Source organism: uncultured Brevundimonas sp., assembly GCF_963977465.1.
GTDB lineage: Bacteria > Pseudomonadota > Alphaproteobacteria > Caulobacterales > Caulobacteraceae > Brevundimonas.
This window is the reverse complement of the sequence record NZ_CAXBOQ010000004.1, coordinates 49,760-70,218: the sequence shown is the minus strand read 5'-3', so window position 1 is coordinate 70,218 and position 20,459 is coordinate 49,760. Positions and strand designations below refer to the sequence as shown.

22 protein-coding genes and 2 tRNA genes are annotated in these 20,459 nt (G+C 65.6%); 12 read left to right on the top strand and 12 right to left on the bottom strand.

Annotated features, from left to right (window positions below; all coding sequences use genetic code 11):
* The first annotated feature begins 286 nt into the window (after positions 1-286).
* On the top strand, positions 287-3,130 hold the full coding sequence (locus tag AAC067_RS09535) for a TonB-dependent receptor (RefSeq protein ID WP_339931888.1): 2,844 nt from the start codon (positions 287-289) through the stop codon (positions 3,128-3,130).
* 123 nt (positions 3,131-3,253) lie between these two features.
* Complete coding sequence (locus tag AAC067_RS09530) at positions 3,254-4,000, top strand: FadR/GntR family transcriptional regulator (RefSeq protein WP_339931886.1); 747 nt, start codon at positions 3,254-3,256, stop codon at positions 3,998-4,000.
* Positions 4,001-4,025: 25 nt separating this feature from the next.
* On the opposite strand, the gene AAC067_RS09525 is transcribed toward AAC067_RS09530, so the two are convergent.
* Both AAC067_RS09525 and AAC067_RS09520 read right to left on the bottom strand, forming a co-directional pair.
* The gene (locus AAC067_RS09525; RefSeq protein WP_339931884.1) at positions 4,026-4,829 is read right to left on the bottom strand and encodes a 2-keto-4-pentenoate hydratase; all 804 of its coding nucleotides are present in this window, start codon (positions 4,827-4,829) and stop codon (positions 4,026-4,028) included.
* 202 nt (positions 4,830-5,031) lie between these two features.
* Positions 5,032-5,121 (bottom strand) — tRNA-Ser (locus AAC067_RS09520).
* A 127-nt stretch (positions 5,122-5,248) separates the two neighbouring features.
* On the opposite strand from AAC067_RS09520, the gene msrA reads away from it, so the two are divergent.
* Together msrA and AAC067_RS09510 are read left to right on the top strand one after the other, a co-directional pair.
* A complete protein-coding gene (gene msrA, locus AAC067_RS09515; RefSeq protein WP_339931882.1) occupies positions 5,249-5,899 on the top strand; it encodes a peptide-methionine (S)-S-oxide reductase MsrA in 651 nt (216 codons plus the stop codon).
* A gap of 2 nt (positions 5,900-5,901) precedes the next feature.
* Positions 5,902-6,246 carry an MmcQ/YjbR family DNA-binding protein gene (locus tag AAC067_RS09510; protein WP_339931880.1) on the top strand — a complete coding sequence of 115 codons (345 nt, stop codon included), beginning with the start codon at positions 5,902-5,904 and terminating at the stop codon, positions 6,244-6,246.
* Here the strand turns inward: AAC067_RS09510 and AAC067_RS09505 are convergent.
* The 8 genes from AAC067_RS09505 to flgF form a co-directional block, all read right to left on the bottom strand.
* Positions 6,239-8,041: a DUF885 family protein gene (locus AAC067_RS09505; RefSeq protein WP_339931878.1), complete on the bottom strand. Its 1,803-nt coding sequence runs from the start codon at positions 8,039-8,041 to the stop codon at positions 6,239-6,241. The two genes, AAC067_RS09510 and AAC067_RS09505, sit on opposite strands and share 8 nt — an antisense overlap.
* Positions 8,042-8,137: 96 nt before the next feature.
* On the bottom strand, positions 8,138-8,641 hold the full coding sequence (locus tag AAC067_RS09500; protein WP_339931877.1) for a hypothetical protein: 504 nt from the start codon (positions 8,639-8,641) through the stop codon (positions 8,138-8,140).
* A gap of 14 nt (positions 8,642-8,655) precedes the next feature.
* Positions 8,656-9,087, bottom strand: coding sequence for a hypothetical protein (locus AAC067_RS09495; RefSeq protein WP_339931875.1), 432 nt, complete (start codon positions 9,085-9,087; stop codon positions 8,656-8,658).
* 37 nt (positions 9,088-9,124) lie between these two features.
* A complete protein-coding gene (locus tag AAC067_RS09490; protein WP_339931873.1) occupies positions 9,125-9,595 on the bottom strand; it encodes a hypothetical protein in 471 nt (156 codons plus the stop codon).
* 147 nt (positions 9,596-9,742) lie between these two features.
* On the bottom strand, positions 9,743-10,468 hold the full coding sequence (gene flgH, locus AAC067_RS09485) for a flagellar basal body L-ring protein FlgH (protein ID WP_339931871.1): 726 nt from the start codon (positions 10,466-10,468) through the stop codon (positions 9,743-9,745).
* Between the two features lie 41 nt (positions 10,469-10,509).
* Entirely contained in the window at positions 10,510-11,112 is a 603-nt protein-coding gene (flgA, locus tag AAC067_RS09480; RefSeq protein WP_339931869.1) for a flagellar basal body P-ring formation chaperone FlgA, read from the bottom strand.
* Positions 11,113-11,116: 4 nt separating this feature from the next.
* Positions 11,117-11,905: a flagellar basal-body rod protein FlgG gene (flgG, locus tag AAC067_RS09475; protein WP_339931867.1), complete on the bottom strand. Its 789-nt coding sequence runs from the start codon at positions 11,903-11,905 to the stop codon at positions 11,117-11,119.
* A gap of 14 nt (positions 11,906-11,919) precedes the next feature.
* Positions 11,920-12,657, bottom strand: a complete 738-nt coding sequence (flgF, locus tag AAC067_RS09470; RefSeq protein WP_339931865.1) for a flagellar basal-body rod protein FlgF — start codon at positions 12,655-12,657, stop codon at positions 11,920-11,922.
* 179 nt (positions 12,658-12,836) lie between these two features.
* Here flgF and AAC067_RS09465 point away from each other — a divergent pair, with 179 nt between their 5' ends.
* The 7 genes from AAC067_RS09465 to AAC067_RS09435 all read left to right on the top strand — a co-directional run bounded on the left by AAC067_RS09465 (position 12,837) and on the right by AAC067_RS09435 (position 18,045).
* On the top strand, positions 12,837-13,490 hold the full coding sequence (locus tag AAC067_RS09465; protein WP_339931863.1) for a flagellar basal body-associated FliL family protein: 654 nt from the start codon (positions 12,837-12,839) through the stop codon (positions 13,488-13,490).
* Positions 13,491-14,558, top strand: coding sequence for a flagellar motor switch protein FliM (fliM, locus tag AAC067_RS09460; protein WP_339931861.1), 1,068 nt, complete (start codon positions 13,491-13,493; stop codon positions 14,556-14,558).
* Position 14,559: 1 nt separating this feature from the next.
* Positions 14,560-15,096, top strand: a complete 537-nt coding sequence (locus AAC067_RS09455; RefSeq protein WP_339931859.1) for a DUF6468 domain-containing protein — start codon at positions 14,560-14,562, stop codon at positions 15,094-15,096.
* A 21-nt stretch (positions 15,097-15,117) separates the two neighbouring features.
* Positions 15,118-16,071 carry a hypothetical protein gene (locus AAC067_RS09450; protein ID WP_339931857.1) on the top strand — a complete coding sequence of 318 codons (954 nt, stop codon included), beginning with the start codon at positions 15,118-15,120 and terminating at the stop codon, positions 16,069-16,071.
* Positions 16,072-16,142: 71 nt separating this feature from the next.
* Positions 16,143-16,382 carry a DUF3297 family protein gene (locus tag AAC067_RS09445; protein ID WP_339870592.1) on the top strand — a complete coding sequence of 80 codons (240 nt, stop codon included), beginning with the start codon at positions 16,143-16,145 and terminating at the stop codon, positions 16,380-16,382.
* A 137-nt stretch (positions 16,383-16,519) separates the two neighbouring features.
* Positions 16,520-17,950 carry a M20/M25/M40 family metallo-hydrolase gene (locus AAC067_RS09440; RefSeq protein WP_339931855.1) on the top strand — a complete coding sequence of 477 codons (1,431 nt, stop codon included), beginning with the start codon at positions 16,520-16,522 and terminating at the stop codon, positions 17,948-17,950.
* 10 nt (positions 17,951-17,960) lie between these two features.
* A tRNA-Leu gene (locus tag AAC067_RS09435) sits at positions 17,961-18,045 on the top strand.
* Between the two features lie 40 nt (positions 18,046-18,085).
* Here AAC067_RS09435 and AAC067_RS09430 read toward each other — a convergent pair.
* Positions 18,086-19,288, bottom strand: a complete 1,203-nt coding sequence (locus AAC067_RS09430; RefSeq protein ID WP_339931853.1) for a methionine gamma-lyase — start codon at positions 19,286-19,288, stop codon at positions 18,086-18,088.
* Positions 19,289-19,398: 110 nt separating this feature from the next.
* Here AAC067_RS09430 and AAC067_RS09425 point away from each other — a divergent pair, with 110 nt between their 5' ends.
* A complete protein-coding gene (locus tag AAC067_RS09425) occupies positions 19,399-19,851 on the top strand; it encodes an Lrp/AsnC family transcriptional regulator (protein ID WP_339931851.1) in 453 nt (150 codons plus the stop codon).
* Between the two features lie 345 nt (positions 19,852-20,196).
* Here the strand turns inward: AAC067_RS09425 and AAC067_RS09420 are convergent, their stop codons facing one another.
* Positions 20,197-20,379, bottom strand: a complete 183-nt coding sequence (locus AAC067_RS09420; RefSeq protein WP_013269402.1) for a DUF3606 domain-containing protein — start codon at positions 20,377-20,379, stop codon at positions 20,197-20,199.
* Positions 20,380-20,459: the final 80 nt, after the last annotated feature.

Below are 20,459 nucleotides of genomic sequence, written 5' to 3'. Positions count from 1 at the left end.
ACAAAGGGGACAACCAATTGCCTGTTGTGGCGGGCGCGACCTCAGTCCTGGTGGGTCTAGGTGCCGAATGATGGCGGATGATTGGCTGGGAGGGGACTGATTTTCCGGTCAGGCGGCCCGCATCGCTACGGAGGTATAGTTAATAGATAGACCAATTCGTGAGCCAAATGAAGAAAATTGGTTGACTGCGCGGTTCGCGTCATCATAGCTTCCGGCAAGCCCGTCAAAACGGGCATGTCCTGGGGAGGTAATTATGCGGTCATCGAACGTTCGGAATTTGTCTCGTTTGCCGAACCGGCGCCCGCTGAAGGCGGCGTTGCTGTGTGGCATGGCCTGGACCTTTGGCGTCGGCATGGCCCAGGCACAGGACGCGACGCCTGCCGGGTCCGCGTCCCAGGTGGAGGAGGTCGTCGTTACCGGCTTCCGCGCCTCGGTGCAGTCGTCGATCAGCCAGAAGCGGAATGCCGACATCGTCGCGGACATCCTGTCGGCCGACGACATCGGCGACCTGCCGGCCTCGTCGATCGGCGAGGCGATCGAAACCATCACCGGAGCTTCGACCCATCGCGAGAAGGGCGGTGCCTCCGAGATTTCAATCCGGGGACTCGGTCCCTTCCTGGGCTTCGCCACCTTCAACGGCCGCGAGGCGTCGAACGGCAGCGGTGACAGGTCGGTGAATTTCAACCAGTTCCCGTCCGAACTGATCAACACCGTCGCGATCTACAAGACCCAGCGGGCCGACTTCATCGAAGGCGGGGTGGCCGGCATCATCGATATGCGCACGATCCAGCCGCTGGACTTCGGGCGCCGGCGCATACAGCTCGAGGGGCGGGCGCTCTGGGCTGACTATGATTCAAAGCTGAACGATCCGGCCGGCCCGGGCTGGCGCGGCACAGCCAGCTATGTGGACCAGTTCGACCTCGGCGGGGCCGGTATGCTGGGCCTCTCGCTGGGGATCCAGTCTCTCGAAACCACCAATCCCGAGGAACTGTTCACCAGCAGTTCGACATGGGTCGCCTGCAACGGCACGCAGACTGTTTCGGCGACCTCAAACTGCAGCGAGGTCTCGGCCGCCCAGGTGGCGTCGGGCACGCCCTACTATCTGATCCCCGGCAGTCGCACCTATCGCCAGTTCATCGAGAATGACCAGCGCGATGCCATCTTCGGTGCCCTGCAGTGGCGTCCCAATGATGTCCTGGAATTTTCCCTCGACTATCAGAGCTCGCGGCGGACCTACACCGAGGATCGACAGGACCTGAATTTCTCTGAAACGCGGCGCGGCGTGAACAGCCGGGACGTCAGCGCTGACGGTGTGTTGCTCTTCTATACCGGCAACAGTTCGATCGAATCCACGCCGACCTTCCGCATCCGGGACGAGCAGTATGACGGTGGCGGCCTGGGCGTGAAATGGGACGTTCGCGACAATCTGACGATCAGCGGCGACCTGGCCTATTCGAGTACCTATCGCAGTGAGATGGACCGGCAGACGCGCCTGCGCTCGTTTAATCGCGACGTGAACAATGTCGTTGTCCCCGGCGTCATCAACACCAACCGGGTCGGCTACACCTTCGATTATCGCAACAGCGACATCCCCGCGATTACGGTCGATCCGCTGTATGACCTCAACGACCACGACAATTTCAGCACCAACGGTCGGGTTCGCCGCGACGAACTTGTGCGTGAGCATGAGGTTCGCTCCGCGCGGGTCGACGTTGAATACAGGCGTGACAACAGTGTCATCACGACCGTCAAGGCCGGTACCCGCCTGTCGGACATGACCTATACCGACTTCGACGATCGGGTTGAGCGGAGCTATACGACGGCTCAGACCGGGGCGGCCAATCTGGCCTGCCGTCGTGATTTCGCCCAGAGCGACTTCCTGTCCAACGCCTCCGGCAACACGATCACCAGCTGGGCCCAGTTCGATGCCCTTTGTCTGTTCGAGGCCCTGACCGGGGTCGCCGATACCGGGCGCAACGCCGATACCCGCGCCATCAGCAACCGGGATGTCGAGGAACGCACCATCGCCGCCTATGTGATGGCCGACTTTGACACCATGCTGTTCGATCTGCCGTTCTCGGGCAATTTCGGGGTTCGCTATGTGAACACCGACGTCACCTCGCGCGGCCTGCGGAGTGGGCTGAATGTCATCAACAACATCGATGGCAGCGTCACCCTGGTGTCGACCGGGGCGTTCGAGACCCAGACCTTCGAAGGCAGCTCCGACGCCTGGCTGCCCAGCTTCAACGGTACGTTCGAGCTCAAGGATGATCTGCTGTTGCGGGTCGGTGCGTTCCGGGCGATGTCGCGCCCTGATCCCAGCGCCCTGGGGGCCGGACGGACCATTACCCTGGAAAGCGGCCTGTCGTTCCCCACGGTCGAGGATGCCATCAACAACATCACGGCCAATGGCAATCCGGCGGCCGAGCCCCTGCTGTCGTGGAACGCCGACCTGTCGCTGGAATATTATCCGAACCCGGATTCCATGTTCAGCGCCGCCATCTACTACAAGCAGTTCAACGGCGGCTTCGCGCCCACCGTTTCCAATGAGACCTACATTATCGGCGGCACACCCGTCGTGGTCCCGGTCCAGGTCGATACGGCGACGGATGATACCAGCGACCTGTTCGGCCTGGAGCTAACGGTCGCGCACCGGTTCTCGAACCTGCCGGCCCCGTTCGACGGCCTGGGCGTCAAGGCCAGCTACAACTACGCCGACTCCAACTACCAGACCCACGATCTGCGCCTGGGCGACCAGGTCGATCCGGTGACGGGGGTTGTCACGCCCGGGATTATCGAGTCGGCCGGCATCTTCGGCCTGTCCAACCACGTCTTCTCGGGATCGGTCTATTACGAGATCGGGCCGGTGGAGCTGCAGGCCATCTACAAGGCCCGGACGGAATATTATCAGAAATTCGTCGGGGGACCGTCCCAGAACCGCTACATCCGCGACACCGATACGCTGGACTTCCGGGCCTCCTACCGGGTGAACAGCCATCTGTCGTTCAGCTTCGAAGCCTCGAACCTGACGGACGAGCCGCGGATTCACGACATGCCGGTACCTGGCAGCCTGCGGGAATATAACACCTACGGTGCGCGGTATTATCTCGGAGCGCGATACCGCTTCTGATCCTCTGGTGCGGGGCGCGCGACGGTCACGGATGCCTTGAACGGCGTTTGGTCCTCGCCGCCCCAAACCGGGGCCGTCATGATGGAAGCATTGGGGTTCGCAAAGTGATATCTGGCTAAAAGCATGTCCGAGAAACGACTCTATCAAACCATCGCCCGGGAGATCCGGACCCTGATTGATTCAGGGGATTTTCCCGTAGGAGCCCGGCTGCCCGGGGAGCGTGAACTCGCGGAACGCTTCAATGTGAGTCGGGTGACCATCCGGGAGGCGGAGATCGCTCTGGAAGCCCAGGGCCGGATTTCCATCCGCACCGGGTCCGGGGTTTATGTCACCCGGCGACCGGAGGGCGGGCCTGACGCCTTGCCCAATGTCACGGCGTTCGAACTTACGGCAGCCCGCGCCGTGATCGAAGCCGAGGCGGCAGCGCTGGCGTCGGCGAACATCACGGACGACCAGCTCGATGAGCTCGAGGAACTGATCCTGTCGATGTCCCGAGCGGAAAACGGCACCGACAGCGAGGGCGAAGATGCAGATCGGCTGTTCCATCTGACGATCGCGCGGATTTCGGGCAATCCCGTCATCGAGTATTTCGTCCAGATGATCTGGCGCATGCGCACGGAACTGCCGCGGGTCAAACGGGTCTATGCCAGCGTCTGCAAGCATGACGGTGAGGCACGGGCCGACGAGCATTCCGCTATTCTTGAGGCCCTGCGAAATCGGGATCCCGCCGCGGCGCGAGTTGCCATGCGCGACCACTTCCACCGGCTGTTCGAAACCATGCTTGAGGCTGCGGAGTCCGAAGCCTTGAGCGAGGTCCGCCGGCGCACCGAACTGGACCGCGAACGCTTCCTCGCCACCACCCGCATTTAGCCGGCCATTTTCGCAGACCTTCTCGTCAGCGCGCCGGTTCTGCCGCGACCGCCAGGCAGTCGATGATGCCATCAGTACCGAAGTCGGCCCGTGCGGTCTGACCCTTGACGATAGGATGGACGCCTGCGGCAGCTCCGGTCGAGACGAGATCACCCTTTTTCAGCGTCCGCCCGCGGCGATGCAGGTGATTGAGCAGAAAGGCCAGGGACTCGAGCGGTCCCCCGGGAATCGCTGCCGCCCCGCCTTCACCGCAGACCTGGCCATCGATGCTGACCCCGCAGCGCAGGCCGGGCAAACGGCTTGACCAGTCGGCGATCTCCTGACCGACAACCAGGCCGGCATTGTTGCCGAAATCCGCTGCCGTAACGGCGGGCCCGTGTTGATTGATCCCGGCGAACGGACTTCCGGCGACCTCCACCCCGGTGAAGGCGCGGCTCACCAGGCCGGCGGCGCTGTCCGCGGTCCAGTCATCATGCCCGAGCGGGGTTTCGCCGATCTCGAGCACATATTCAGCTTCGACCGCAGTATAGCCCCCGCTGATCACCTCGACCGACACCGGCATCGAGCCCGCCGACCGGACCAGCCGGGCGAAGATCGGACCCGCCAGACGCCCGACTCCATGGGTCGTGTCATGCGGAGCCCCGATGCGGGCCAGTTTCCACCCGGCGATTCGATCCGGCCAGGCGGCGATCGCCGCATCCTGAATGGCATAGGCCTCGGCCAGCGATGCGGGTCGAGGGCCAGGAAAGTCCGCCAGGGCCCGCGCTTCGCGCCTGGCCGCCACCAACAGGGCCGCCGTCGTCCGGGACTGTGTCTGATCAAGAGCCAATGCCGTCCCGCCTGTTCCCGGCGGACCGGGGCCCGCATCAAGTGCAGACGGCATGTAAGGGAAGCCGCCTCGACCGTCCAATCCCCCGCCGACAAGACCAAAGCCTGTCGCCGCCTGAGACGGACTACCGGCCCAGATCAAGCCGCAGGACTGTCGGGATGTGGCCCTGAAACGCAGGGACGCATGTCAGTGAGGACGTGTGTGGCGGACAGAGAGGGATTCGAACCCTCGGTACGCTTTCACGTACACACGCTTTCCAAGCGTGCGCGATCGACCACTCCGCCACCTGTCCGTTCCACGCCTGGGCGAGGCCGCCGGGGGTCGTCCCGGCGGAGGCGAGGCTGATAGACCACCATGCCCCCCTCGGCAAGCCGGTTTGCCGTCCCTATATGGACGGCAGCCTGTTCTGGAGTTGTGAAATGTCGATCCGCGAGACCGCCGGCCTGCCTGATGCCGCCACCGCCCTGCCGGGGCGGGACACACCGCTGCCGACCGACGCGGGGCATTTCGTCAGCGGACACCCGCTGCAGGGACCGCATCCGCAGGGGTTCGAGACGGCGATACTGGGCATGGGCTGTTTCTGGGGCGTGGAGCGGATCTTCTGGTCGTTGCCCGGCGTCTGGGTCACCTCGGTCGGCTATTCCGGCGGGATCACGCCCAATCCGACCTACGAAGAGACCTGCACCGGCCGCACCGGCCATGCCGAGGTGGTGCAGGTGGTGTTTGATCCCGCCGAGCTCAGTTTCACCGAACTGCTGAAGGTGTTCTGGGAAAATCACGACCCGACCCAGGGCATGCGTCAGGGCAATGACGTGGGCACCACCTATCGTTCGGCCATCTATTATCTGAATGACGTCCAGAGGGCCGAGGCCGAGGCGTCGCGCGACGCCTATCAGGCTGCATTGGCGGCGGCGGGGCGGGGGACCATCACCACCGAAATCGCGCCGGCCGGGCCGTATTATTTCGCCGAGGGCTATCACCAGGCCTATCTGGCCAAGAATCCGGACGGTTATTGCGGTATCGGCGGCACCGGCGTGGTCTGTCCGATCGGCGTCGGCGTGGGAGCCTGACAATGGACCGGGCCGGGGTCGGCAGAGTCTGCCTGGCGTTGAAGGCGGCGACGCTGGATCATCCGTTCGGTGACGATCACGACGCCTACAAGGTCGGTGGCAAGATGTTCGCCATGGTCGGTGGCAAGGGCGGCGTGTCGTTCAAGGTTTCGGACATCGCCTATGAAGTGCTGACGGAAACCGGCCACGCGCGACCAGCCCCCTATCTGGCGAAGGCCAAATGGGTGCATCTGGACGATCCGGCCGACTGGCCCGACGACGAGCTGGCCGATCATCTGCGGACGGCCCACGCCCTGATCGTGGCGAAGCTGACGAAGAAGGCGCGGGCCGAACTGGGTCTTACCTGATGGCCTGCTCGGCGATCCAGGCGTCCATGCGCGCGTCCAGCAGGTCCAGCGGCAGCGGGCCATCGACCAACAGGGCGTCGTGGAAGGCCCGGATGTCGAAACGGTCACCCAGGGCCGCCTCAGCGCGGGCGCGGATGGCCCGCAAGCGGATTTCGCCGATCTTGTAGGCCGTGGCCTGGCCGGGCCAGCCGATATAGCGCTGCAGCTCGGTCTCGATGTTGAGCGGGGACAGGGCCGAGTTGTCGCGGAAACAGGCCCGGGCCTGTTCGGTGCTCCAGCCCATCCAGTGCAGGCCGGTGTCGGCCACCAGGCGGCAGGCACGCCACATCTCGTAGCTGAGGCGACCGAACCGCTCGTAGGGGGTGCGGTAGAAGCCCATCTCCTCGCCGAGGAACTCCGAATACAGGCCCCAGCCCTCGATGAAGGCGGTGACGTCAGCCCCGCGCCGGAAATAGGGCTGGTCCTCGGCCTCCTGCTGCAGGGCGATCTGCAGATGGTGTCCCGGCACGGCCTCATGCAGGGTCAGCGCCGGCAGTTCGTACAGCGGACGCTGGTCCAGATGCGAGGTGTTGACCATATAGCCGCCGGCCACGCCGGTCTTCATCGAGCCGCCGTTGTAGCGGCCGGTGGTGTAGCTGTCCTCGATGGCCCTCGGCACCGGGCGCACACCGTAGGGCAGGCGCGGCAGGGTCCCGAACAGGGCCGGCAGGTGGTCATCGGCGCGCTTGGCCATCTCCGACGCCTTTTCCAGCAGGTCCTCGCGTGAGGTGGCGTAGAATTGCGGGTCCGTGCGCAGGAAGGCGAGGAAGCCGGCGAAATCGCCGGTCCAGTCCGCGGCCTGCATCTCGCTCTCCATGCGGGCGCGGATGCGGGCGACTTCCTCGACGCCGATCTGATGGACCTGGTCGGGGGTCAGGTCGGTGGTGGTAAAGCCGCGCACGAAATAAGCGTACATGTCGCGACCGCCCGGGCGCAGGCCGAGGCCGGGCTCCACGGGCGCGGCCGGCGCGGCCTCTTCAGTCAGAAAGGCCAGCCAGGCCTGCCGGCGTGGCACGATGCTGTCGGTGATCACGGCCCGCGCCCGGTCGCGCAGCGCCGTCTGGTCCGCCGCAGTGATGTTAGAGGGTAGATCGGTGAAGGGCTTGAGCAGGGCATCCTCGTCGAGCGGCTGGGCCGCGTCGGTACGGGCCAGCAAGATCGCGCTCTCGACCACGGAGGCAGGCTGGACCATGCCGGTGGCCACGCCGCGTCGGGCATCGGCCAGGGTATCGTCGTACAGTTGCGGCAGGCCCTGGAGCCGGGCCAGCCAGGCTCCGGCGTCGGCCTTGTTGGCGATACGGGTCGAGGAAGCCATATAGGCGGCGGTCTGGCCGAAACCGCCTTCGGAGCTGAAGGCGAGCCGGCCCGTATCGAGGGCGATCCCTTCCAGGTCGCGGCGCAACAGGAACAGGACGAAGGCGCGGTTGCGGGCGTCGGCGGCGTTTAACTGTGCCGGCGTGATCGCTTCAGCGCGGTCCAGCAGGGCCTGGATCGGGGCGCGGCGCGCCAATTGGGCCGCGCGCGAGAGGTCGGGCAGGCGGGACAGGGCCTCGCGATCCCCATCCAAGCCGGCGGTGATCGGATCGTTGGCGCGCAGGAAGGCCTCATAGTCGGCGAGGACACCGGCGAGGCGGGCGTCAGATGCCGCCGGCGCGGGCGTGCTCCGGGCCACGACCGGGGGCGTCTGGGCCAGGGCCGGCAGGCCGCAGGCGAGGCCGGTCAGAAGGGCGGCGGCCCCGATCATTGCGCGTTTCATGGTGTCATTCCCCAAAATCCAAGGTGGACTGCACCGGAGGGCGGGTGTCGCGTCAACCGTCAGGACCGGTATTCCCTGTGGGGGAGGTGCCGGGAGTTAGCCGCAAAAGGCGAAGAAGCGGGCGATCCGCGCCGTTGAACCCGGATGGGCGACATAGGCGTGGATGTCGTCGGCCTGGCGATGCGCGAGCCAGCCAACGGCCTGAAAACGCTGGAACACCGGGGCGGCGGCAGGAGCGGCGGCCGACAACACCACGCCGTCGACCAGTTCGGACGCCTCGGTGGTGGCAGAATAGCGAGCGGCCTCGCCGCCGGACTCGAGGCTGATCTCCGGCGCGGCCCCGGTCTCGCCGACGGCGCTGAGTGCCAGACGGCCGCTGCCGCGTCGACAATCCAGGCCCAGCCGCAGGTCGTCGCTGTCACGCAGGCCATAGGCCAGGCTGGCCTCATCGCCGTCCGCATGCAGGTACCAGTCATAGTTGGCGACCGGGGCGGTCGGGTAGGCGGGAGCCAGCAGGGTCGGGGCCGGGACGGCTACAGGCGCGCAGGCCGCTGCGCCCAGGGCAAGACCGCTCAGCAGCAGGGGAACAGGCAGGCGCATGGCGAGGATCCGTTTCAGCTGGTGCAAAGCTCGGTGAAACGGCGCAATTTGGCAAGGTGCGTTCGCTGAACTTCAATATTGCGGCGCTCCTCTCCGATCATGACATCCAGATGCCCATCGGCGGCAAAGGCGGCGAAGACTGGATGATCGCTGCGCAGAACCAGGCGCAGACCGTCACCGCGGGCGGGCTCGAACGCGGCCGTTGTCGCGGCCGCGCCGGCGGTCACCCGGGCAAAGCCGTGGGCCGGAGCAGCCGGGTAAAGGGACAGGCGGACGACGCTGGAGCCGGGCTCGCATTCGAAGGTCGATCGCAGGCGGGCCGTATCCGGGACCTCATTGGCCAGGACCAGCGGATCATCGTCATAGAGAGTCCAGGTCCAGCCGGGTGTAGACGGCGCAGTCAACTGGATCAGAAGCGTCAGGGCGACGCCTGTAAGGCCGGTCATGCATCAGCTCCCCCGAGACGTAGAACCACAGACTTGGTCAGACGCGGGCCGAACCGCAATAGGCAAGAAAATTCGCGGCGACCCGCTGTTCGGCAGGAGCGGCTGTCAGGTCAAAGTCTCCGGCCTCGCCGCGGACACGCAGAACACCACGGCTGGCCAGCGATTGCAGGGTAGGATCACGCAGGGCAATACGCACTTCGGACGCGTCACCACCACTAAGCGGATCCAGCTCCTCCGAGCGGTCGACGGCCTGGATCAGGTGAGGGGCGATCGGCTGGACCGCACCATAGACCACCACGCTGGACCGGCCTGGCTCGCAGGTCATCATCAGGGCCAACTGGTCGGAGTTCGCCACCCCATAAGCCAGCTTGGCCATCGTGCCCTCATGGCTGAGGTGCCAGCCCATGGTGACGGGCGTGGCGGTGAGATCATAGGTCGGCGTCCGGGTCTGGGCAGCGAAAGCGACCAGACCCATGGCGGCGACGGCAGGGACAAGAATTTTGAACATTTGATACTCGCGTCTGAAGCTCAAACGCGGGTAGTCGTTAACGGTTCACGGCTCAGCTTGCCAAAACCGCTAATGCTCGGTCGCAGCGAGGGAGTCTATTCCCGGATCACCTCCCCCGCGCCCATGGCTGTGGGGGAGGCGCAGGCCTCAAAACGGGCTGAAACGTTCGAGCAGGGACTGGGCAGCCGGGGTGGCCTGGACGCGACTGATGTCGCCGCGGCCGCCGTAGCTGATGCGGGCCTCTGCGATCTGGGTGTGATCGATGGTGTTGGCCGAGGAAATGTCCTCGGGGCGCACGATGCCGGCAACCGTCAATTCGCGGACCTCGCGGTTGGTGCGCACTTCCTGCCGACCCTGGATCACCAGGTTGCCGTTGCCGAGGACGTCGGTGACGACGGCGGCAATGGTCAGGGAGACCTTTTCCGAGCGGCTGACCGAGCCGGAGCCGTTCGCGTTAGACGATCCGGACATGCCTACCATGTTGGCCGGATCAAACCCGCCCGGGAAGGCCCGGCCGATGCTGTTCTCAAGACCGAACAGGTTCGAGACGCCGCCCGCGATGTCGTTGGTACGGGTGCGGGCCGTGGTGTTCTGGGTCTGGGCCTGGTCGTCGATGTTGATCGTCACCGTCAGGATGTCACCGATTCGACGGGCACGCTGGTCACCGAAGAAGGTTCGGGCTCCGGTGCGCCACAGGCTGTTGGCACTGGCGGCGCGCCGGGCCTCGGGGGCCGGCAGATAGGTCTGTTGGGTCGGAACCAGGGCGGCAGGATAGCCGATCGGAGCCAGTTCGGGGCCGCGCACCGCCTCCATAGCCGAGGAGCAGGCTCCGAGGGTGAGGGCGACGGTGGTGATGGTCAGGATTGTACGCATGACAGTCAGTCTTTCGGCTGGCCCGGACGGGCAACGAATTCCTAGAGGGCGGCGCGGGCTGCACGGGCGGCGGGGCCGGCGATAGCCTGACCCGGGCTGACCGCCAGGGCGTCGATGGTGCGGCCCGAATCAAGATTACGGATGGCGACGGGTTCGCCGGCCGCGGCATTGTCCATGGCCCGGCCGCTGATGGTCAGACGGACAGCCCCGACGATGTAGACGACCTGGACAATATCGTTGCGGGAGATGACCCGCTCGGCCCGCACCGACCGCGGGGGTGCGACAAACCGGGCGGTGGTCGGGGCCGGAGCCACGCCTGCCGGAGCCGCCGTGGAGGCCGCGGTGGACGGGGACAGGTCTGCACTGCGAATAACCACGCGTCGCAGACCGCGAGGATTGTCCCACTCCAGTCCTGACTGGCGCGCCAGGCTCTGCAGTTGGCCGGCCTCCATCACCACGGATGGACCGCTGCGGCGGGCAACGACGACCGACGAAGACGCACCTGCGCCGTCGAAGATGTCGCCGAAGGTCACCTGGCCGTCGGTGTCGACGGGGTTGGCCTTCAGGGTGACCGGTCCGGCCAGCGCCGATGTGGCGATCAGCAGGGCGGCACTGGCGATCAGGGTGCGGGATACGATCTGCATGATTCTAGCCCTTCACCTGGGCCGTCACCGACAGCATCTGGTCGGCGGTGGAGATGACCTTGGAGTTCATCTCATAGGCGCGCTGGGCGATGATCAGGGCGCTGATCTCGGACACGGCGTCCACGTTCGAGGATTCGGTGAAGCCTTGCAGAATCTGGCCATAGCCCGCTTCGCCCGGGGCCCCGGTCGTGGCCGGACCGGAGGCGGCGGTTTCCAGCAGCAGGTTGTCGCCGACCGCTTCGAGGCCCGCCTCGTTGAAAAAGGTGGCGAGCTCCAGCTGGCCGACCGTCTGGGGCTCGGGCGAGCCCTGGGTGAGAACCTGGACCAGGCCGGTCTTGGAGACCACCACGTCGATCGCGTCCTGCGGGATAGAAATGGTCGGCTGGACGGCATAGCCGTCATCGGTGACCAACTGGCCTTCCCCGTTGAGAGAGAAGTTGCCGGCTCGCGTGAAGGCGGTTTCACCGGAGGGCAGATTGATCTGGAAATAGCCGCGCCCATTGATCGCCATGTCGAAGCGCCCGCCGGTCTGGCTGGGGCTGCCCTGGTCGGTGATGCGGTAGACGCTGCCTGCCTTTACACCGGCACCGATCTGGATCCCGGTCGGGACCACCGTGCCCTGGGATGAGGACTGAGCCCCCATGCGCTCGACGTTGTGATAAAGCAGGTCCTGAAATTCGGCCCGCTGCCGCTTGAACCCGATCGTGTTCATGTTGGCGATGTTGTTGGAGATGACCTCCACGTTCAGCGCCTGTGCGGCCATGCCGGACGCCGCGGTTCTGAGAGCTTGCATGGTTCAGCCTTCCCTTAGTTCACCCGTCCGAGGCGCTCGACGGCGCGCTTGGACAGGTCGGTGGTCTGTTCGATCAGCCGGGTGATGGTCTCGTAGGCGCGGCTGACCTCGATCAGGTTGGTGATCTCGAGGATCGAGTTGACGTTGGAGGCTTCCAGCATGCCCTGCTGGATCCGGGCGTCCGTGGCATCGATGGCGACGGCGTTGGAGCGATTGCGATACAGGCCGTCACCGCTCTTTTCGATCGCGGCCAGGCTGTCGAAACGGACGACGCTGAGACGACCGACCAGTTGGCCGTTCTGGGTTATGGTTCCGTCCGACCCGACGGCGATCTCGCCCATGGCCGGGTTGAGGATGATCTCGCCGCCGTCGCCCAGCACCGGCACGCCGCCCTGGGTGGTCAAACGGCCCTCCGGATCGAGGGTGAAGGCTCCGTCGCGGGTATAGGCCTCGCCGGCACCGTCCTGGAGTTTGAAGAAGGCCCCTTCGCCTGCAATGGCGAAGTCCAGCGGTCGGCTCGTCTGGGTCAGGGCTCCCTGACCGAAATCACGGCCGACACCATTGTCGAGCACAAAGCTGACGCTGGGGCGGACATTGTCATTGCGCGCCCGGGCCCCGACCTCGGTGCCGATCAGCAGCTGCTCGACCTTGAAGCCGGTGGTGTTGGCATTGGCGATGTTGTTCGCCACGACGTCGAGCTCACGCCGCAGGGTCATTTGCCGGGACAGTCCGATGTAGGTGGCGTTTTCCAAGTGGGGCGAGCTCCTTTGTCCCGTCCCTCGCAATGGTCGTGCCAGAGTGGTTAACGCAGTGGTGGCGGGAACAATCCCGGATTGGACCCTCCGTTCACCCGGCAGGATTTGCCGGTTATCAACGTCCCGTTAACCAAAAGGCCCGCTACTGGACACAGGGATTCTCCGGGGCGTCGCGCATGTTCAAATTCGGCAAAAAGAAGGGCGACAAGGCCGCCGAGGCGGGTGAGGGCGAAGCTCCGCCCGCCGCCGAGGGCGAAGATGCCGCTGCCGAGGGCGCGCCTGCCAAGAAGAAGCTTCCGCTCCTCTTCATCATCATCCCGGCCGCCTTGCTGGTGCTGGGCGGCGGTGGTGGTGCGGCCTTCTTCCTGATGAAGCCCAAGCCGGCCGATGCCGAGGCCGCCGGCGACGCCCACGGGGCACCGGCCAAGGGCGGGCACGAGAAAAAGGCGGAGAGCGGCGGGCACGGTGCGCCAGCCGGTGGTGAAGCCAATCCGGCCCTGGGCACGATCGCCGAAGGGCCGGACGGTGTTACCTTCTTCACGCTGCCCGACATGGTGGTGAACATCCAGTCCGCCGACGGTCGTCCCACCTTCCTGAAGTTGAAGCTGACGCTGGAGATGGCTGACCCCAATCTGGCGTATCATCTGCAGACCGAGGCCCCGCGGATGCAGGACATGTTCCAGAGTTTCCTGCGCGAGCTCCGGCCGGACGATCTGGCCGGTTCGGCGGGCACCTTTCAGCTGCGCGCCGAACTGCTGAGGCGCGTCAATCTGATTGCGGCACCGGGCAAGGTGGACGCCGTCCTGATCGAAGAAATGCTGGTCCAGTAGATGACGGATACTGCGCTAGACGAAACCCCGGCCGATCCGTTCGCCACCGACATCGGTGACGAAGGTGCTGGCTCGGGCATGGCTGAACGCGTTCTGAACCAGGATGAAATCGACAATCTGCTCGGTTTCGATCTTGGAGACGACGACGGGTCGGAGCGCTCAGGCATTCGCGCCATCATCAACTCGGCCCTGGTCAGCTACGAGCGGCTGCCGATGCTGGAGATCGTCTTTGACCGCCTGGTGCGGCTGATGACGACCTCACTGCGCAATTTCACCTCGGACAACGTCGAGGTCAGCCTCGACAACATCTCGTCGATCCGTTTCGGCGACTATCTGAACTCGATCCCGCTGCCGGCGATCCTGGCGGTGTTCCGGGCTGAGGAGCTCGATAACTACGGCCTGCTGACGGTCGATTCCAACCTGATCTATTCGATCGTCGACGTGCTGCTGGGCGGGCGTCGGGGCACGGCGGCGCTGCGGATCGAGGGGCGACCCTACACCACGATCGAGCGGGTTCTGGTGCAGCGGATGGTTGAGGTGGTTCTGGCCGATGCCCAGGCCGCGTTTGAGCCGTTGACGCCGGTGCATTTCAATCTCGACCGGCTGGAGACCAATCCGCGCTTCGCCGCCATCGCCCGGCCGGCCAATGCCGCCATTCTGGTCAAGCTGCGCATCGATATGGAAGACCGGGGCGGCCGCATCGAACTGTTGCTGCCCTACGCCACGCTGGAGCCGATCCGGAAGATGCTGTTGCAGCAGTTCATGGGTGAGAAATTTGGCCGTGACAATATCTGGGAAGGCCACCTGGCCACCGAGCTCTGGACCACGGACACCGAGGTCCGTGCCGTGCTGGACGAGCAGCAGGTTCCGCTCTCCAGCGTGCTGAATTTCAAAGTCGGCGACACGCTGATGCTGAATGCCACGCCTGATTCCGACATCTCGATTCGGTGCGGTTCAATTCCGGTGACCACGGGGAAGATGGGTCGGCGCGGCCAGAATATCGCGGTGCGTGTCGAGAACCCGATCAACGTCGAGGTTGCCTCCAGCCTCACCAGGGGGAAGCGCTGACATGACCGGAATCGTCCTCGACTCCATACTGATGCTGATGCTGGTCGTGGCGATCGGCTACGGCGTCCGCCTGGAGCGCAAGCTGATCGCCCTGCGCGTCGGTCAACTGGCCTTCGCCGGCGCGGTGACAGAGCTGAACACCGCCGCCGGGCGGGCTGAGGCAGCCCTGGCCTCGTTGCGGGCGTCCGGGCAGGAAACTGACCTGCTGCATGACCGCATCATCAAGGCTCGCGCCGTCAAGCAGGAGCTTGAAGCTCTGATCGCCCGCGGTCCGACCCGTCCGGTCGCCGCCGAGCCGGCAGATCCGGAAGTCGCGCCATCTGCGCACCCGGTGCTGGTCAGCGACCGCGATGAGAAATCCCGCCGCATGGCTTCGCTGGTCGAGCGGATCGGCGGCGTTGCGTCTGAGGTGAAGCCCCGCCCTGAGGCAGTCAAACAGTTCGCACCCGTGTTTCAGGCCCTGGCCGCTAACCAGGCTGCTCAACAAAGCCTCAACCGCGCGCGTCGTAGTCTCGACGACGACCTGTTCGCCGCCTGACCCCTGTCCGAGTAGAATCCGATGAGCAAGATACCCCGCCTCCTGCCCCTGATCGCCATCGCCATCGGCGGTGTCGTGGCAGTGCGTGCCCTCGGCGTAGCCCCCGGACTGTTCGACGGGGCCAAGGCCTGGGCCGAGGAGGCCGTGCCCGCTGCGGCACCGGGCACCACGCCGACGACGCCGGCCCCCGCGGTTTGTGCGCTGACGCCGGACCAGTTGGCCCAGCAGGCGGGCATTTCCCCGGCCGAACTGCGCATCATTCAGAGCCTGTCGGCCCGACGCACCGAACTGGATGCGCGGGACGCCGACTTCGCCACCACCCTGCCGCTGATGGTAGCCGCTGAACAGAAGCTCGATGCCAAGGTCCAGGCGCTGGCCTCGATCCGCACCGAGGTCCAGGGCTTGCTGGGTCAGGTCGATGAACGCGAGAAGGAAGAGGTCGACCGGCTGGTCGCCGTCTATTCTGCCATGCGTCCGCGTGAGGCCGCGGCTGTATTCGTCGGTCTCGATGACAATGTCCGCCTGCCGGTTGCCGCAGCGATGCGCGCACGTTCGCTGGCGGCTGTGATGGCCCAGATGCCGCCTGCCGCTGCGCGGGAGCTGACCGAGAAGCTGGCCCATCGCTTCCAGGCCCAGCAACTGGCGGTTCGCGCCGCCGCTGCCGGGCTGACCTCGGAGGCGGCGACGCCCACGGTCGCTCCTGCCCCTGCGCCGGTCCGGACGGCCGCAGTGGCTCCGCCCGAAACCAGTGCACCGGCCCCGGCAGCCGCGGCGGCTCCGACACCCCGGCCGGTGGCCAATCGCACCCCGGCTCGCACGACCCCGCGCCGCGCCGCCACTCCGCCGACGCCGACGCCGACACCGGCGGCCGGTCCCCGGCCGTACAGCGCCGGCGGTACGCCGGCCGCGACGACCCCGGCCGCCGGAGCCTCTGCCGAGGCTACCCCGACCCCGCCGCGCCAGACGGTCCAGTAGAGCCCCCATTGGCAGGACCGGCGGCGACCGCTATCACCGCGCCTTCCTCTGACGCAGACCCGCTGGCCGCCATGTCCGACACGCTTCCCGACCGCCTTTCGGTGGACCCTTCCAGCCCGTTCCACGACGGCGAACTGCTGGCACGCGGGATCGGCATCCGTTTCAAGGGCGAGGAAAAGACCAACGTCGAGGAATACTGTATCTCCGAGGGTTGGGTCCGGCTGGCGCTGGGCAACCGCGTCGATCGCAAGGGTAAGGCCCTGACGGTCAAGCTGCAGGGACCGGTCGAGGCCTTTATCAAGGCCGAATAGGCCAAGGCCGGCCTTTGCGTCGGCTCGGATTTTCTTTCCAGTTTGAATCTGGACCATTTTTTGGATTCAGGTCGATTCGACCTGAAACAAAAATGGTCTAGGGTCCGCGCCTCAATCCTGAGTCTGGAGACGCGCCCGTGTTCCTTTCTGCCCGTAGTCTGGCCGCCAGCGCGCTCGCGCTGGGCCTCGTCGCCACGCCGGTCCTGGCCCAGGACGCAGGCACGATCCAGAGGGCAGGCCAGCTCCGTGACCAGGCCATGGCCAGCAATATCGCCCTGGACTACGTCACCCAACTGACGACCCGCTTTGGTCCGCGTCCGGCCGGGTCCCATTCCGAGCAACAGGCCGCCGTCTGGGCCGCCGGCTACATGCGCGCACAGGGCTTCCAGAACGTCCGCATCGAGGACTTTCCGCTGATTGGCTGGGAACGTGGCGAGGAAAGTGCCTCGATCGTCGGCGACCATCCGCAGCGGCTGGTGGTCGCGGCCCTGGGCCATTCGCCCGGCACTGACGGCGTCATTGAGGCCGAGATCGTCCACTTCGCCAGCTTGGAAGCGCTGAACGCCGCCCCGGCTGGCTCCCTGGCTGGAAAAATCGCTTACGTCGACGCGGGGCAGATGGTCCGGATGCAGGACGGGGCGGGTTATGGCCCCTTGTCGCGCATCCGCGGAGCCGGTCCCGCTGCCGCCGCCGGTAAGGGCGCGCGGGCCTTCATCATGCGCTCGGCCGGTTCGGACGAGCACCGGATGCCGCATACGGGCACGACCCGCTATGTCGACGGGGTCGTGCCCCTGCCGGGCTTCGCCCTGGCGGCACCGGATGCCGACACCGTCTCGCGTCTGATTGCCATGGGCGAGACGGTGCGCATCCGCCTGTCCTCGACCGCGCACACCTATGAGACCCACTCCCAGAACGTCATCGGCGACATCATCGGCCGCACGCGCCCGAACGAAATCATCGTGCTCGGCTCGCACATGGACAGCTGGGACCTGGGCACCGGGGCCATCGACGACGCGGCGGGCGGGGCGATTACGCTCGGCGCAGCCAAGGTCATCGCGGACAGTGGACGCCGTCCGGCCCGGACGATCCGGGTGGTTCTGTACGGGGCCGAGGAGGTCGACCAGCCGAACAATATCGGCAATGGTGGCGGAGCCTATCTGCGGGGCATCGGGGACGCCGTCGACACGCACATCATCGCCGGCGAGAGTGATTTCGGCGCGGACCGCGTCTATGCGCTGGGCTTGCCTGCGGGAGCCCAAGGCAGCGAATTCGCCAACGCCGCCAGTCAGGTTCTGTATCCGATCGGCGTGCTGGCTTCACAGGACCCGGAGATGTACGGCGGGGCTGACATCGGCCCGCTGGCCAGGGCCGGCGTGCCGGTGTTCCGCCTGGCCCAGGACGGCACCCGCTATTTCGACCTGCATCACACCGCCGACGATACGCTGGACAAGATCGACCCGGCGCAGATGAGCCAGAACGTCGCTGCCTGGGCCGGTCTGCTCTGGTTGATCGCCGACTCCGACGTGGACTTCCGGGCCATGCGTCCTGCGGGCGACGGGGCGCACTGAGTTCGACTCTGCGAGCGTGGCGAAACTGGTAGACGCAAGGGACTTAAAATCCCTCGACTTCGGTCATGCGGGTTCGACCCCCGCCGCTCGCACCAACCACTTAATCGCTGCCGGTTCGGGGGACCGGCAGCCGGGTCAGGCGGCGATTTCGAGCTGTTCGGGCAGGGCGTTGACCAGATCCGCCAAAATGTCGGCGACGTCCTCAAGCCCGACCGAAAGGCGGACCAGACCGTCCGAAATGCCGTGGGCCAGTCGTTCCTCGGGCGTGTAGGTGGCGTGGGTCATGCTGGCCGGGTGTTCGACCAAACTCTCGGCGTCGCCCAGGGAGACGGCGCGGCGGATCAGGTTGAGCCGGTTCATCATCGTCACCCCGGCCGTCATGCCGCCCTTCAGCTCGAAGGCGATCATGCCGCCGAAATCCGCCATCTGCTGTTTGGCCAGTTCGTGCTGGGGGAAGCTGTCCAGGCCCGGATAGTGGACCACGGAAACGGCCGGGTGGGCTTCCAGATAACGGGCGACCTCCATGGCGCTGCGGCAGTGGCGTTCGACCCGGAGCTGCAGGGTCTTGAGTCCGCGCAGGATCAGGAAGGCATTGAACGGCGACATGGCCGCCCCGGTCATGTCCTTGATGCCGACGATCCGGACCTCGGTCATGTCCTCCGCACTGCCGGCGACGAGGCCCCCGATCAGGTCACCGTGGCCACCGAGGTATTTGGTCGCCGAATGGACGACGATGTCGGCCCCCAGCGCGATCGGGCGAGTCAGGAAAGGCGTGGCGTAGGTGTTGTCGACCACGGTTCGCGCCCCGGCGGCTCTGGCGATCTTCGAGATGGCGGCGATGTCGACCAGGCGCATGTTTGGATTGGCCGGGGTTTCGAAATAGACGATTCGGGTCTTCGGGCCGATGGCGTCAATCAGCGCCTGGGGGTCACTCAGGTCGACGTGGGTGACGGTGATACCGAACCGGGCGAGGCCGTCGCGCATGAAGGAAAAGGTGCAGCCGTACAGGGTCTTGTCGGTGATGATCTCGTCACCGGGTGACAGGAAGGTCCACAATACGGCCGTGATGCCCCCCATGCCCGAGGCCGCGGCCAAACCGGCCTCGGCCCCTTCCAGCGTCGCCAGACGGCGCTCCAGCAGGTCATTGGTCGGGTTGGAGACCCGCGTGTAGAAATGGCCCGGGCGCGTGCCGGCGAACATCTCGCCGCCGGCTTCTGCCGTCTCGAAGGCAAATGTCGAGGACAGGTGCATCGGCGGGGTCAGAGCCCCGTGTTCGTCCTGCGGCTCATAGCCGAAATGGATGGCGCGCGTGGCGAAGCCGGCGGTGGTGTCGATCATGGGAAACTCCTACAGGAGCTCATAATGTGCCAATTCATACCGCATTATCGTGCGAACTGTGCTGCCTCACGATCCACTTGTGGCATAATATGCCAACCGGGAGACTGGATATGGACGACAAGGACCGACAGATAATTCGCGAGCTTCAGGCCGATGGTCGGTTGAGTAATCAGGACCTGGCCGAGCGGGTCAGTTTGTCGCCGTCGCCCTGTCTGCGGCGGCTGCGCAATCTGGAGGCCGCAGGGGTGATCACTGGCTATACGGCCCTGGTCGACCAGAAGGCCTGTGGCCTGCCGATCACCGCCTTCATCCGCATCCGGCTGGAACGGCATTCCGAGTCGGTGGTCAAGACCTTCGACGACCATATCGCCCGGATCGACGAGGTGCTGGACTGCTATCTGCTGGCCGGGGGCGACGACTATCTGCTGCGGGTCGTGGTCGCCAGCCTGGAGGCCTATGAGGACTTCATCCGTCGCCGCATCCACGCGATCCCGGGGGTGGCCTCGATCGACACCAGCTTCGCCTATGGCGTGGTCAAACAGACCCGGGTGTTTCCAATGTGAGACCCGGGTGGGCTGCCATTGACCTATCAACACTTGGCAGGGTTTTGCGAATTCGGGGTGCCAACCCTGCCAGCCTGCCGACGAAGAAAAGTTTTTCGAAACCGGCACCTAACCAAACTCTTGTCGGTCGGCGTCCGGAAAACCGTGCCAGATTATCGGAAATTGTCCTGCGGAACGCCGCTGAGGTCGCCGCGTCCGTCGTTATAGTTTTCAAAGACCGATGCGAGGTCAGTCGACCCCGTCCGCCCGGATGTGGGAGCGCCCGCGCGGCGATCAATATCGTAGCAGGAATAAGTTCCTAAATCAACCCGCATCGTTCATCGCCAGACGAACGACCATCAGGTCCTAGCGCTTCTTGCCCAGCTCGGCGGCGATGTCCTTGACCATGCGTCCGGCCTTGCGGTGGGCGGCGGTGATCTGGTCGCGGGTGACGCCCCAGCGCTTCATCCAGTATTCGACGGCCTGACGCTCGGACAGGTCCAGCCGGTCCTTGTCGATGAAGCCGCGCTTGTCCTTGAGGCCGGCCATGGCGGCGTCTCCCTGTGGTGTGAAACAGGGACCTACGCCGAACGCGGTGCGATGCGAACCCCGCCGCGTCGGTCAAATCG